Genomic DNA, 13,871 nt, shown 5'->3' on the forward strand with positions numbered 1-13,871 from the left:
TCAGGCGACCTGTACCGGAATGGCTTTTGCAGTGCGTTTCATTTCGTTGTCGCCTTCGAAATAGGCTACTTTCGGACGCCATGTACGGGCTTCTTCGTCAGACATGGTGACGAAGCTGGCGATAATTACAATATCGCCAACATCAGCGCAATGCGCCGCTGCACCGTTCACCGAGATGATTCTGGAGCCGCGTTCAGCCGCAATGGCATAGGTTGAGAAACGTTTACCATTGGTCACGTTCCAGATATCAATAGCTTCGTTTTCCAGAATACCTGAGGCATCAAGGAAATCCTGGTCGATGGCGCAGGAGCCTTCGTAGTGCAGGTCCGCCTGCGTGACTTTTACGCGGTGGAGCTTGCCTTGCAGCATGGTGCGAATCATAACGTCTATACCCTGTCGTTTACCTTGGCTAAGCAGGCGTGACTGGCCTGCTTTGAGAAATCTTCAGGCAGTATTGCCCGATTTTTAACCCCTGTCTACTGGGCTAATGTAACGCTTTGATTATCGATCAGACGCGCCTGACCCAGCCAGGCGGCAGCAAGAATTACGGCGCGTTTACTGGTTTCAGTCAACTCCAGCAGCGTGTCGGCATCGCGGATCTGAATATCGTCGGCGCGAAAGCCTTTTTCATTCAGCTCTTGTTCCGCAATGGCAATAATTTCTTGCAGCTCACGATTACCCGCAATCAGCTTTTCAGCGATACCGTTCATCACGTTGTGCAGGCCCGGCGCGATTTTACGCTGTTCTGCCGTCAGATAACCGTTACGTGAGCTGAGGGCCAGACCGTCTTTGGCACGAATAATCGGTACGCCAACGATTTCAATGTCATAACCCATGTCCGCTACCATTTTGCGGATCAGCGCCAGTTGCTGGAAATCTTTTTCACCAAAGCAGGCGATATCGGGTTGGATCAGGTTAAACAACTTGCTGACGATGGTGGCAACGCCACGGAAGTGACCTGGACGACTGGCACCTTCCAGCATGGTAGAGAGGCCGGGAACATCAACGAAAGTCTGACCTTCCAGACCCTGCGGGTAGATTTCCTCAACGGCTGGTGCAAAGACATAATCAACTTTGCGTTTGTTCAGCTTTTCGCAATCTTCCTGCAGCGTACGCGGATAACGCACCAGATCGTCGGGGCGGTCGAACTGCATCGGGTTAACGAAAATGCTCACTACCACCACATCAGCCCGGGCTTTTGCTTCATCGACCAGTTTCATATGGCCGTCGTGCAGGTTGCCCATGGTGGGAACCAGTGCGACGCGTTTGCCTTCCTGACGCAGACGACGAATATGCTGGCGCAGCAGCGGCAGGGTTTCAATGATTAACACGACAAGACTCCTTGAGTTGCCTGAGGTACCGTAGGCCGGATAAGACGCGTAGCGTCGTCATCCGGCACGGTCAGAAAATTAGTGGAAGCTGTGCTCTTCACCCGGATAAACGCCGGACTCCACTTCAGCCATATACTGCCGCACTGCGGCGCGCATGTCGCCTGCTTCATTGAGGAAATTCTTCGCAAATTTCGGGATATGGCCGCCGGTAATGCCAAAGGCATCATGCATGACGAGGATTTGTCCGTCGGTGACGTTACCCGCGCCAATGCCGATTACCGGAATCGACAGCGCTTCAGTGACGCGCTTCGCCAGCTCAACCGGTACGCACTCCAGCACCAGCAGTTGAGCGCCCGCTGCTTCTAAGGCCAGCGCGTCGTCCAGCAGTACCTGTCCGGCATCGCCGCGGCCCTGAATCTTATAGCCGCCGAAGATGTTCACCGACTGGGGCGTTAATCCCAGATGACCGCAAACCGGCACCGCGCGTTCGGTGAGCATTTTCACCGTATCCGTAAGCCATGCGCCGCCTTCGATTTTGACCATATTAGCGCCCGCGCGCATGACCACCGCAGCGTTTTCAAACGCCTGCTCTGGAGTGGCATAAGCCATAAACGGTAGGTCGGAGAGCAACAGGCAGTTCGGCGCGCCGCGGCGTACCGCGCGGGTGTGGTAGGCAATGTCTTCCACGGTGACCGGCAGGGTGGAGTCGTGCCCCTGTACCGTCATGCCCAGCGAATCGCCGACCAGCATCACGTTGATGCCCTCATCGGCGAACAGTTTGGCGAAGCTGTAATCGTACGCGGTAATGGTGGCGAAGCGCTTTTTCTCTTGTTTGCATTTCTGCAGCACAGCGATAGTAGTGGGTTTGCTCATAACCTCTCCGGCCATAATATTGATGAATAGAATGGCCGCATTGTAGGGGAATGAAGCGGAAAAGCGTTAGCCCTTTGTGGGAATTCCCGACGGTGTCCCGCCGGGAGAGGAGGGGGCGATTTTAGGGGTATGTGATCGAAAAGATACCCGTGGCGTAGAATTTACCGGAAAGGATCTTCTGGTTGCTGTCGCGCTTCATAGTGGCCTGAAACTTCAGGCTCTGGTTGGTGGTAACAATGTTACCCCCGTTTCCGCTAACCCCGCCTGTTGATGTATCCGTTTCACTCTCGTAATCCTGATACACAGAGGTATCATCGTTAGGGATCAGGATCATGTCGTTACCCACATCGTTGGCCAGCCCTTTGATTTGCAGGCCCACACCTTCGGCTTTATTTGTCACTAGCGTATTGCCCAATAATGATGTATCGGTGCCCGTGACCGAACTAACCAGCTTTACCGCGATATTTCGTACACGCGCACAGCCCGACAGTTCAATATTGAATGGTACGGGATTGGCGCCGTTGATAATGCTGTTTGGGCTATAGGAACCCATCGAAACCGTTGAGCCATTGACGCTGTTTCCGCTCAATACGGCAGCTGAGCAGGTAGGCAGCGAAATTTTAAAGTTGTTGGTCGAAATAGTATAGGTAACATGATAAGAAATAATGCCCGCCCCCGGATTCGGGTTGTAGATGCGGTATGAATACCCACCGTTGTTTAACAGCGAAATCGTTTCTGTGCCTTTAGGGTCAAATGTGCCGTCGTTATAAAAGGTGATTGTTGCCCCGCCGGTAAAACCGCCAATGGGCTTATACCCCATCCCGGTTGTCTCGGTTGCGCAGCCGCTACCTCCCGATTTATCATATTTTATGAGTGATACGGGGGTTGAATAATCCCCAACCCATAGTGGGTTTGGGGTAAAGCCTATATTCCAGGAACCTATATTGGCAATACTGTAGGTGAAATAGAGTCCCTGAATATTTGTTTTCAGTAATTTATGCCCGCCATAGGTTAAACCTGAATCCTGAAAATTATTTTCTAGCACAAGTGCTTCACCCGTCGCACCATCCTCAGTGGTACAATAAACCGTACCGTTGTTTGAGCCATCGTTGGATGAGTTGGTTACCCATGTGGATACGTTGCTCGGCTGCAACGTGCTGGATTTGTAGAAAACAAACGTTTGGTTTCCGGTGAGGGATACCGTGGTGTTTGTAATGCCCTCTCCGGTTGGACCCAGGCGATCATTCGGTCCTGTGTGGGCATCGTTTCCGACAATATAGGTGTCAGGGCCATGGGCCAGAGCCTGTGGTATAAGACCCACCATTGAGGACAGTGCCAGAATACATACACCATTAATCCATTTTTTTGATGCACTGGAGGAAATATTCATCTGCTATCTCTTATTATTCATAATAGACGGAAACCAGTACGCTAGCCTTCACCGCGCCCCCGGTAACGGAACGGGAAGCTACCACCTTCTGCATACGGGCATAAAACGTATAGTTGGCATTGGTATAATCCGCCGGCGTAACGTTATAAATACTGCGTGGCGTACCATCGGTATTCAGCACATTAAAGATATTTTGCGGATCGTGAGTAGAAAAAATAACCACTCCGACGTTATCTGGCCCAGTGATATCTTCATTGGCAAATATTTGCCCGGAGTAGGGGGAAAAGCTTCCTGATAGCGGGGCAAACTGGAAGGTAATTTGCGTCGGCGTTTTACCGCCAACGGACGCACAGTCATTCACCTGAATATAGAAACTCTTACCCCCGGCCAGATAATCCTCCGGCGTTTCGTTATTGGCAAAATACTCCTGACTCACCGTACCCAGGTCGACCGCGCCATTATTATCGAGGCTGATCTGGCAGCTTGGGTTAATAATATTGGCCTTTATTTCCATGTTAGTATCGGCAGCACTGAGCAACGGTACAGTCAGCAACACGGGCGCAATGAAGGCGAATAAACGCTTGATGATCATGTTATTGATACTCCACCGTGAAAACGGTTTGGGTTGAAAACGCGCCAGGCTGGAGGTCGACAATGCTTTTCCCTGTTTCGAAGACGATACGCGTACTGAGCGGCCAGGAAACGGTTTGCTTATTGGTCGCTCCGCTGACATCTACGCTTGACGTTGGTTTGGTGTTGCAGTTGAGCTGGGTGCTGCCAGCGCCCGCTGGCGTGGTCGTGGTCCAGACTTCAGCCGCTACGCCGCTGGCGGCATCGGTGCCGCTGAGGCTGTTTTTAAAGCCCGCGCCGTTGCCAGCCGCGCCACCGCAGCCAGTTTGCCCGCTGAGTGTGACCAGCGCCTGCGATTTTATTAACCCTTCACAGTCACTGAACACCAGCGAAAAGTGTTGTACGTTGGTTTTTTTGACTATTTCAGGTACGTAGACGTCACCAATATCAATGACCGAGGCCTGATGGCTGTTGTTATCGTACAGCTTCATGGTGCAGGTACTGGGGGTGATCGTGGTTTTTACGGTCAGTTCCATTGTGCCTGCGACAAGGCGTCCACTCAACGTGAGAAGCAGCGCCAGGCACAGGGAAAAAATACGCGGCATTGTGAACGTCCTTTTTATTTGTAGGTAAAGGAGAAGGTGGCATTAGCCTGAAAAGTCCCGGCGACGGGAGTGGTGCTTGTCAGGCGACGAAATTGCACCGAGAGGTCCATGCCATTCGTTATCTGGTTGCTACTCCAGGTGACGTTCTGGGTGCCGTCAAGCTTAATGCGCTGCCCATCTGTGCCGCCTTTGGGTATAAAAGCCATAGAGACGTTTTCGGCGTAGCCGCTGATGCTGCTGTCGTTATCAATAAAGTAACTGTTGCCTGCGTTGGTGTTGCCGCTGATACTCATGATAATGCTGGTGATTTCGTTATTGCACTCTGTGGGCAATAACGTGAAGCTTCCTTCCGCCTTTGATGTCTGGTTGACGATATCAAGGACCGTCATCTCAGGAACGGTAAGAATATAGCCATCATTAGAAGTGCCGCTTGCCGCTGCGCTTCCCAGCGATCTCACTGTCATGGCACAGGTCGTTTCTTCCACGGTGGCATCAAAATTGACTGTCAGATCTTGCGCGTAGCTCGCTGTCCCATAAAGGGCCAGGGCAGTGACGAAAATTAGGTTATATAATGGCGCTTTCATCATCTCTCCCCGGGATTATTCCATTTTGCAAACCGCAGCGTTCACGATCTGCGGCTGTCGTTTATCCGCAGGAGTTTGCGGAAGTTGATAATGCGCGCGGCAGCTTTGCGGCTGATTTTTCACCGCCCAGCGGACAATAATGTCACCCTCATCCTCAACGCCGCGAACAAACGCCTGACCGCCCTGACCAATTGCGCCAAGGGATATCCCTTTGGTGTCAAATACGCTGGCCGCGAAAGGTAGCGGCTGTCCGTCGCTGCGGGTAAGATTGAAGACGGCAGAGCGTCGCTGGTCGGTCTCAAAGGTACTGAAGATCACCGCTCCCTGACGTGGAACGACGGTGGTACTGGTGCTTTTCATCTCGATGTCGTTGTCCAGATCGCTGATATCCAGTGCGACTGTGTTTTCCCGGTAGGGCGTCAGCGAACTGAAGACACCGTAACCAAAACGGTCGACGGTACTGCTGCCATAGCCGATGCGCGCGCCTTCTGCGCCAGGCGCATTCACCACCAGTAACGTATCGTTTTCACTGAAGCTGTCGCTGGAGAACGTTACGCCGCCGCGGTGAAACACGAAGCCGCCGTCGGTACTGAGAGAATACTGGCGTGACTGGTCATTGCTGGCGGAAGCCGAACCGGAATAGGTTCCCCATGGCGAGTCATAAGAAGCGTAGGTGCCAATGGTGGAAAGGTTTTGATCGCCGTTCACCCGGTTGTAGCTGCTGTTTACGCTGTAGTTCCAGCGATTATCTTTGCTATTCCCGTTAACGTTCATGCTGTACTGATCGTTGCCTTTCAGATCGCTGTTGACCGAACTGCTCAGAGAATTGAAGCCGCCGCTGCCCGATTCGCGACCAAAGAGTCGATCGAGAGGAACGTTTAGCGTCAGATAGATGGCGTCATCCTGTTCTCCATCATCATTGTAGGTGCGCTGTACGCCGATGCTGTAGCTTGCCCAACTGAAGTTGCTGCTGTAGCCAAATGAAAAACTGCTCTGGCTGTTATTGGTGACCCAGTAGCGGCTCCAGGTTCCGGTGAGGTAGAAGGAACCATAGTCTTTTTTACCATCGCGTAAAGACTGGTTCATACTCAAATTCACCTGATCTTTCAGGCGGCTATAGCTATTTATATTCTCATATTCATTGTGGCTGACGTGTTTTGCGCTATCGATAAGTTCCATCGCGTCAGTCAGGCTGAGGTAGTTTTCTGTGGTGTAGCGATAGGCCGCAATATTCAACGACGTATTGGTTGGCGCGAAGAATTTATTCCACGAGATGCGGTAACTCTGACCGGTATAGGTCTTTGAGTTAGGGATCTTGGTTTGTGAATGGGTGATATCAAATGAAAATGCCCCAAGCACGGTATTCATACCCAGACCCAACAAGCCGGCATAGTAATTGTTGTCGGTAATCTGGAAACCGGTATATCCGGTAAAGGTGTTGTTGAGGCCGTAGTAAAACGTCCCCTGGGCCAGGTTAGGCGCTTCTGCCAGTTCGTCTTGCTGAATTTCGCCCACGCTGAAATCCCAACTGCCTACCCCTGGGTGCATCATCTGAACCAATGAGGAATAGGGCTGGGTAAAGGTATGTTTAGAGCCATCGGCCTCTTCAATGGTGACAATGAGATCTGCGCCATAGCCACCGGGAGTGAAGTCAGTCAGCTCAAACGGGCCGGGCGGTACGGTTGTTTCGTAAACCTTATACCCGTTTTGCGTGATGGTTACTTTGGCGTTGCTTTTGGCGATACCACGCACGCTGGGGGAATATGATGCTAAGACCGGCGGCAGCATTAAGGTTTCGCTATATAAGCGAATGCCGCGCAGGCTGACAGAGTCAAACGTATTTCCAGATGTTCCCTGTTCGCCCACAGCAAACTGCGAACGCAGCGCCGGAATATCATGCTGGATATAGCTGTGTTGCAGATCGAATGAGCCGCCTTCATCGCGACGCCAGGAGTAGTTTCCTTGGGAACGCAGATGCCAACCCGCGAGGTTTATCCCTGCGTTCAGGCCAGTGTAGAGGCTATCATCGGAGTCATCGGAATATTCATTATGCCAGGCGTTAGCGTTATAGGAGAGCATGGCGGCATTGACGCCGTCCTCCCAAAAGGAAGGATCGATATAGTTGCTATAGGACTTCTCTTCCCACGCTTGGGGGACGCTAATATTCAGCAACTGATCGTTGGCGTTGTACTCTACTGAGGACAGAGGGATCAGCTTTGGCAGATCGAGGCAATTCTCAATATCGTCGCTGCGTTTTTGTAAAATGCCCTCATTTCCATGGTACTCGGGTTGGCTGATATGCAGGCGCAGCAGCATGGAGGGCGTAATACAGGCTTTAGCGCTTTTATTGTCGCCGAGATCAATAAACGTCAGCTTCATGTTGCCGACCGTTTTATTGTTCACGCTGACACCGACATCGTAGATGCCCGGAAGCACGGCGTTACCGTTAGAGTAACGATCTAAGTCGATACCCCCTGCGGAGCTCCCCATCAAAAATGTGCGATCAAACTCCAGGTTTTCTTCAGCCCAGGCGAGATGACTAGAGGCAAATATGCAGCATATAATTGCCCGGGTAAGCCGCTTTAATTGACGTTTTTTTGATATGGGTGACATAAAATTTCCACATTAGAGCGCGAACGGCAATGAAAAATTACAGGGAGACCTGCCCGCTGATATCACCACCAAAATCGCTGATTGCGTGGTAATTCAACTTGGCTGATGACGGTGGTGAAGCCAGGCCCTTAATGGTGAAATCGGCGCTGCTTTTAGGGGCAACCATCGTGGCATTCACCTCATACTTTTTGCCCGCGCTTTCCACCGTGACGGCGCTAAAGGAGACAAAATAAGGGGTCGGGTTCGTTACCTGCACGATGGCGCCAGTGGCGGCTTTTTGGGCGTGCCAGGTTAATTTTTCAGGCGCTGTTGTGGATGTGCCTTCCAGCCCGTCAGGGCGATAGAAAAGTTTTATGCGCGTGCGAAAAGCCAACTGCAGCAGGTTCTTACCCTTTGCATCCGCTTCGCTCGGTTTAGGGGGAATTTCCAGCGCGTTAAACCAGAAAACGCTTTCTCTGTCTTTTGGCAGTGGAATGCTACCCGTATAGGTAAATTTCACCGTTTGGCCGCGTTTAGCTTCAATACGGGAAACGGGGGGGGTGACAGTAAAAGGCACCTTAATGGTGCTGGGATCTTCGTTATCTTTGCCGTTATCCAACCAGCTTTGTACCAGTAACGGGCGTTGTCCTTTGTTTTCCATTCGAATGGAGGTGTCTTTTTGCTCTTCTTTATAAATAATTCGGGTCCCGGACAGGACAATATCGGCAGTAGCCTGTGAACAATAAGCAATGCTCAGTGTACAGAGCAAACAGTGGCTAAGATGACGCATCCTGGTCATACTCTTCTTTCCTTAAGTGTTGATAAAAGGAAATAACCGCAGTTATTTCCTTGGGTTAGGCTAAAACTACTAAGTACAGTGCTTAATTAGTTGTAAGCAATGGTGTAGGCTGCGTTGGTTTTAACAAAACCTGCTGCTACCGGAGCGACGACTGGAGTCGCTGCAGGGTCAGTCTGAGCTACGTATGAAGCAACAAATGACCACTGCGCCTTCTTGTTGGTGTCAAAGTTCTGTGAATGGAGGTCTTTACCATCAACAGTGACCATGGAATAAACGCCTGAGGTCGGATTTACTTCGTGAATCGCAATATTGACGCCGGTTGCCGCATTAGTAATGCTGGGGTCGTTGTTCAGGGTGCCCTGACCGTTGCTGTGGAACGGAGAGGTCATAGTCAGGTCTGCTTTAGTCTGAGTGATGAAGCCTGCTTTGCTGCAATCAACGCTGATAGTAAACGCTTTTGGTTTAGCGCCAACAGTGGCTGCTTTCACCATACCAGCGGTGTTAACTTCATCCACGGAGGCCGTTTCTAACTGAATTTGTGCATCTTGCGCACCGTTGTTGACGCTCATCACGCAGGTGTTATCACTGACCAGTCCAGCGAAGTCGATCTGGCCGCCATCCAGCGCAAACGCTGAGGAGGAAATCGTTGCCGCAGAAAATGCCAGTGAGATAACAAGTAATTTTTTGTTCACAATTAAACGTCCTTTTAATAAAAAATACTACTAGTCTGGAAAATGAATATTTCCGCTACGTAATATTAATTCATCTTGTTTTATCCAGTAAAATAACCAGCTCAAATGGTTTGCTTCTATTTATTTTCTGTGTTTATGTTCATTGTTCTGGTGAATGAAACATGGCTTACGTTAATTGCGTTTGTTGTAGTAAAGGAAATGGTTTCCCATTTCCTTTTTAATAACTAAAAAACTGACTTAGTTATAGGCGATGGTATAGGCCGCGTTGGTTTTAACAAAACCGGCAGCTACTGGAACCACCACCGGTGTGGCTGCCGGATTGGTTTGAGCTACGTATGAAGCAACAAATGACCACTGCGCTTTCTTATTGGTATCAAAGTTCTGGGAATGAACGTCTTTACCATCGACGGTAACCATAGAATAAGCACCGCTGGTAGGATTCTGTTCGTGAATTGCCACGTTAACGCCGGACGCTGCGTTGGTAATGGTGGTGTCGTTATTCAGAGTCCCCTGACCGTTACTACGAAACTGTGAGGTCATAGTCAGGTCTGCTTTAGTCTGAGTGGTGAAGCCTGCTTTGCTGCAATCAACGCTGATAGTAAACGCTTTTGGTTTAGCGCCAACAGTGGCTGCTTTCACCACACCAGCAGTGTTAACTTCATCCACGGAGGCCGTTTCTAACTGAATTTGTGCATCTTGCGCACCGTTGTTGACGCTCATTACGCAGGTGTTATCACTGACCAGCCCGGCAAAATCGATCTGACCACCATCCAGCGCAAACGCTGAAGATGAAAGCGTAGCGGTAGATAACGCGATAACGAGTAGCGTTTTGTTCATTTTGAAATGTCCTTATTAAACTTAATAATATTAAAAAATAACCGATGAATAAATTATTGCGGGGCAATTAAATCAAATATCAGCACCTGATGTAAAATTCATGAATTTGATTTTTTTTATAGAATTATTTTCCATGTGAATGATATTGAATTTTCATATTCATATGAGGGTATGCTTTTAGATGGTTATTGTTTTTGTGAATTCCTTAAGGGTCGGAATGAGAGCGAATTGGCATTTTTATACTTGTAACATCTGATGTGGTGATGTTTTAGCTTGATGCATTGACCAAATAGCGGTTTTTTTTGTAGGAAAAATCGAATGATTGGTTATGCTTTATCTGATATATCACTGTGGTTGATGTTTTTTTATTTATTAGAAAAAATGCAATCTTCTTTTAAAAAAAATAACAATCTCTGTGTTAATTAATAATCTAAAATATTAACGTATTGTACATTTATGAAGTAATACAATATTAATTATCGTGCAAAATGGTTATGGTTATGTTGCGGGCGGAGGGGCAACGTTGAATAGTAACACGGGCAACAATCGCGCAGTGTCTCTTGCGAGCGGCATGTCTGAAATTAACGGTATTACCAGAGAGCAGGACGTTGAGGGTAATTCTGGGCGAGATAAGTACGGAGCGGAGTATTGCCAGGGAAGAGCAGTTCTGGCGCGATTTCAACTAACGGCCACAGCATAAAGCCCCGGTTTTTCATGTCGTAGTGCGGCACGGTCAGACGTTCGGTGTTAATCACTTCATCGCCAAACAGCATAATGTCGAGGTCCAGCGTTCGCGGCCCCCAGCGTTCAGCTTTGCGCACGCGGCCCTGTTGCAGTTCAATACGCTGGGTATGGTCCAGCAACGCTTCGGGGGCGAGGGTGGTTTCCAGCGCCACGGCGGCGTTCAGGTAATCGGGCTGATCCTGTGGGCCTAATGGCGGTGTGCGGTAAAATGAAGAGACGGCCATAATGCGGCTGTCGGGAATTTCACCGATCGCCTGTATGGCAGCATTCACCTGTTCCAGCGGGGAGGCGAGGTTGCTGCCAATAGCGATATATACCCGTCGTCTTTCAGGCTGCATCTGTGTTGGCTTTCCTCGCTCATCCCAGTCACGTACTGATGTACGCTCCCGGGAGTTCGCTGTGTCGCCGCCTTGATGCAACCCGAAATCCATTGGGTATACGCGATTGGTCACGCGGAACCTTCGCGGCGTGGCGCGCGTTTACGCGGGCGACGATGGCGACGGCGTACGTCTGGCTCTTCATCCAGCTCGTTCAGCATGCCTTTTTGTTCCGGCGGCGCTGAAACCTGGAATTCACCCCACCATTTCGCCAGTCGCTGCAATTCCGCGTTGTGTTCGACTTCAGCACGCAGCGCTAACAGGTCGTAAGCTGCGCGGAACTTTGGATGCTCCATCAGCTTCCAGGCGCGTTTGCCCTGGCGACGGGACATACGTAACTGCAACTGCCAGATATCGCGGGTCAGTGAGGTCAGACGTTTCGGGATCGCCAGCGAGCGGCAGGCTTCGTCCAGCACGTCGTTCATTGCCAGCGCGAAAGCGTCGTAATAGGCCAGACCGCTTTCTTGCGCAATTTTCTGTGCGGCTTCCAGTAACGGATACCAGAACATGGCAGCAAACAAGAACGCCGGGTTAACGCGCATATCATTGTGAATGCGGTTATCGGTATTCTTCAGTACCTGGGCAATGATGCGTTCCATCGGGCTGTCACCGTCTTCGGTGAAGTAGCGCGTAATGGTTGGGAACAGCGGTTGGAACAGGCTGTACTCACGCAGTTTTTTATAGGTTTCGTACCCATAGCCCGCCTGTAACAGCTTGAGCGCTTCTTCAAACAGGCGTGCAGGAGGAATATCGTTAAGCAAGGTAGCCAGACGCGGGATAGGCTCCGCGGTTTCCGGGCTGATACGCATGTCGAGCTTGGCGGCAAAGCGCACGGCGCGCAGCATACGTACAGGATCTTCGCGGTAGCGCGTTTCCGGATTACCGATCAGGCGAATGATGCCCTCTTCGAGATCCTGCATTCCCCCGACGTAATCACGTACGGTGAAATCGGCCACGCTGTAATACAGGCTGTTGATCGTGAAGTCGCGACGCTGGGCATCTTCTTCGATGGAGCCGAAGATGTTGTCACGCAGCAGCATACCGTTTTGCCCACGCTGCGATGTTGTGCGATCGGATTCGCTGCCTTCATGATGACCGCGGAAAGTCGCCACTTCGATAATTTCTGGGCCGAACATGACATGGGCCAGACGGAAACGGCGACCGACCAGGCGACAGTTACGAAACAGTTTGCGCACCTGATCCGGCGTTGCGTTAGTGGTGACATCAAAATCTTTCGGTTTTTTGCCCAGCAAAAGATCGCGTACACCACCGCCAACCAGCCATGCCTCGTATCCGGCCTTATTGAGCCTGTACATTACCTTCAGGGCATTTTCACTGATATCTTTGCGGGAGATAGAGTGCTGCTCACGCGGAATTACCGTCATATGTGGACGGGCGACGGCGAGCTCAGCCTCGCGCTCCTCGCGGCTTAGCACCTTGCGGCAAAAATTAGCGACTCGGGTAAAAATAGTGCACCTCGGTAGTGTCAAACTTCAATCAGAACAAGTGTTGCTGTGTAAAAATAGCGGCTAATCATAGCTCAGCATGATGCATTTGAGAATGCCGGATTTAAGATCGCCGATTCAGGCACCGCTGTCAGACGCCAATTCTCAACGGCAAACTCCAGGATCTGATCAACCTGCATATCCTGCCACGGGATATCGGCACGCTGGCCGAGAAAGCGCAGCGCGGCAATAATCACCGGACGCGGATCGCCTTGCGGCAGCGCAGGTGCATGATTTTGTTTTGAAAGTTTAGCGCCTTGTTCGTTGAGCGCCAGCGGAAGATGAATATAGTCAGGCGCTTGCCAGCCAAACTGCTGATACAAAGAGATTTGCCGCACCGTGGGTTCGATAAGATCGGCGCCGCGTACAATCTCCGTTACGCCCTGAAAGTGGTCATCAACCACCACAGCGAGGTTATAGGCAAACAGCCCGTCGCGTCGGTGGATAATAAAATCTTCCCTCGCAAGCTGCGGGTCAGCCTGAATCTCACCGCGCAGTTGGTCAGTAAACTGCATCACCGGATGGCGTTGCTTTATGCGGACAGCCGCCTGCTCTGGTCCGAGGCGTAACTCACGGCAGTGGCCGTCATAAATACCGCCGACGCTTTGAATACGCGCCCGCGTACAGGTGCAGTAATAGCTCAGATCCTGTTGATGTAACCAGGCGAGCGCCTCGCGGTAGGCATCATGACGTTGGGATTGCCATAAAATATCGCCATCCCAGTGCAGTCCGTAATGTTCCAGCTGACGCAGAATCGTATCTGCAGCACCGGGAACTTCACGAGGGGGGTCAATATCTTCAATGCGCACTCGCCAGATTCCGCGCTGTGAGCGGGCCTGCAGGTAACTCCCGAGGGCGGCAATTAGTGAACCGAAATGCAGTTCGCCAGAAGGGGAAGGGGCGAAGCGGCCTATATAGTGTGAATCGCTCATTTTGCGGACTAACAAATAATAAGGCGGGAGAAGCTCCCGC

14 protein-coding genes are annotated in these 13,871 nt (G+C 50.8%); all 14 read right to left on the minus strand.

Annotated features, from left to right (window positions below; translation table 11 throughout):
- The 14 genes from panD to gluQRS all read right to left on the minus strand — a co-directional run bounded on the left by panD (position 1) and on the right by gluQRS (position 13,831).
- Positions 1–381, minus strand: coding sequence for an aspartate 1-decarboxylase (gene panD / locus OGX86_RS04315; RefSeq protein WP_003018640.1), 381 nt, complete (start codon positions 379–381; stop codon positions 1–3).
- A gap of 95 nt (positions 382–476) precedes the next feature.
- Positions 477–1,331, minus strand: a complete 855-nt coding sequence (gene panC, locus OGX86_RS04320) for a pantoate--beta-alanine ligase (protein ID WP_048214914.1) — start codon at positions 1,329–1,331, stop codon at positions 477–479.
- A 78-nt stretch (positions 1,332–1,409) separates the two neighbouring features.
- Positions 1,410–2,204: a 3-methyl-2-oxobutanoate hydroxymethyltransferase gene (gene panB, locus OGX86_RS04325; protein ID WP_008786234.1), complete on the minus strand. Its 795-nt coding sequence runs from the start codon at positions 2,202–2,204 to the stop codon at positions 1,410–1,412.
- 121 nt (positions 2,205–2,325) lie between these two features.
- A complete protein-coding gene (locus tag OGX86_RS04330) occupies positions 2,326–3,594 on the minus strand; it encodes a fimbrial protein (protein ID WP_136391527.1) in 1,269 nt (422 codons plus the stop codon).
- Between the two features lie 13 nt (positions 3,595–3,607).
- The gene (locus OGX86_RS04335; protein ID WP_048227077.1) at positions 3,608–4,186 is read right to left on the minus strand and encodes a fimbrial-like protein; all 579 of its coding nucleotides are present in this window, start codon (positions 4,184–4,186) and stop codon (positions 3,608–3,610) included.
- Between the two features lies 1 nt (position 4,187).
- Positions 4,188–4,769 carry a fimbrial protein gene (locus tag OGX86_RS04340; protein ID WP_053069293.1) on the minus strand — a complete coding sequence of 194 codons (582 nt, stop codon included), beginning with the start codon at positions 4,767–4,769 and terminating at the stop codon, positions 4,188–4,190.
- Between the two features lie 14 nt (positions 4,770–4,783).
- Positions 4,784–5,356, minus strand: a complete 573-nt coding sequence (locus OGX86_RS04345) for a fimbrial protein (RefSeq protein ID WP_048227076.1) — start codon at positions 5,354–5,356, stop codon at positions 4,784–4,786.
- 12 nt (positions 5,357–5,368) lie between these two features.
- The gene (locus OGX86_RS04350; RefSeq protein WP_286639403.1) at positions 5,369–7,966 is read right to left on the minus strand and encodes an outer membrane usher protein; all 2,598 of its coding nucleotides are present in this window, start codon (positions 7,964–7,966) and stop codon (positions 5,369–5,371) included.
- A 37-nt stretch (positions 7,967–8,003) separates the two neighbouring features.
- Positions 8,004–8,735, minus strand: a complete 732-nt coding sequence (locus OGX86_RS04355) for a fimbrial chaperone (protein WP_240498918.1) — start codon at positions 8,733–8,735, stop codon at positions 8,004–8,006.
- 95 nt (positions 8,736–8,830) lie between these two features.
- Positions 8,831–9,436, minus strand: coding sequence for a fimbrial protein (locus OGX86_RS04360; protein WP_048227074.1), 606 nt, complete (start codon positions 9,434–9,436; stop codon positions 8,831–8,833).
- Positions 9,437–9,673: 237 nt separating this feature from the next.
- Complete coding sequence (locus tag OGX86_RS04365) at positions 9,674–10,273, minus strand: fimbrial protein (RefSeq protein ID WP_048227073.1); 600 nt, start codon at positions 10,271–10,273, stop codon at positions 9,674–9,676.
- A gap of 590 nt (positions 10,274–10,863) precedes the next feature.
- Positions 10,864–11,355, minus strand: coding sequence for a 2-amino-4-hydroxy-6-hydroxymethyldihydropteridine diphosphokinase (folK, locus tag OGX86_RS04370; RefSeq protein WP_048214906.1), 492 nt, complete (start codon positions 11,353–11,355; stop codon positions 10,864–10,866).
- Positions 11,356–11,465: 110 nt separating this feature from the next.
- Complete coding sequence (gene pcnB, locus OGX86_RS04375) at positions 11,466–12,863, minus strand: polynucleotide adenylyltransferase PcnB (protein ID WP_204528218.1); 1,398 nt, start codon at positions 12,861–12,863, stop codon at positions 11,466–11,468.
- Between the two features lie 71 nt (positions 12,864–12,934).
- Positions 12,935–13,831: a tRNA glutamyl-Q(34) synthetase GluQRS gene (gene gluQRS / locus OGX86_RS04380; RefSeq protein WP_048227072.1), complete on the minus strand. Its 897-nt coding sequence runs from the start codon at positions 13,829–13,831 to the stop codon at positions 12,935–12,937.
- Between the last annotated feature and the right edge of the window lie 40 nt (positions 13,832–13,871).

The sequence above is a fragment of the Citrobacter sp. Cpo040 genome (genome assembly GCF_030332915.1).
Classification (GTDB): domain Bacteria; phylum Pseudomonadota; class Gammaproteobacteria; order Enterobacterales; family Enterobacteriaceae; genus Citrobacter; species Citrobacter portucalensis.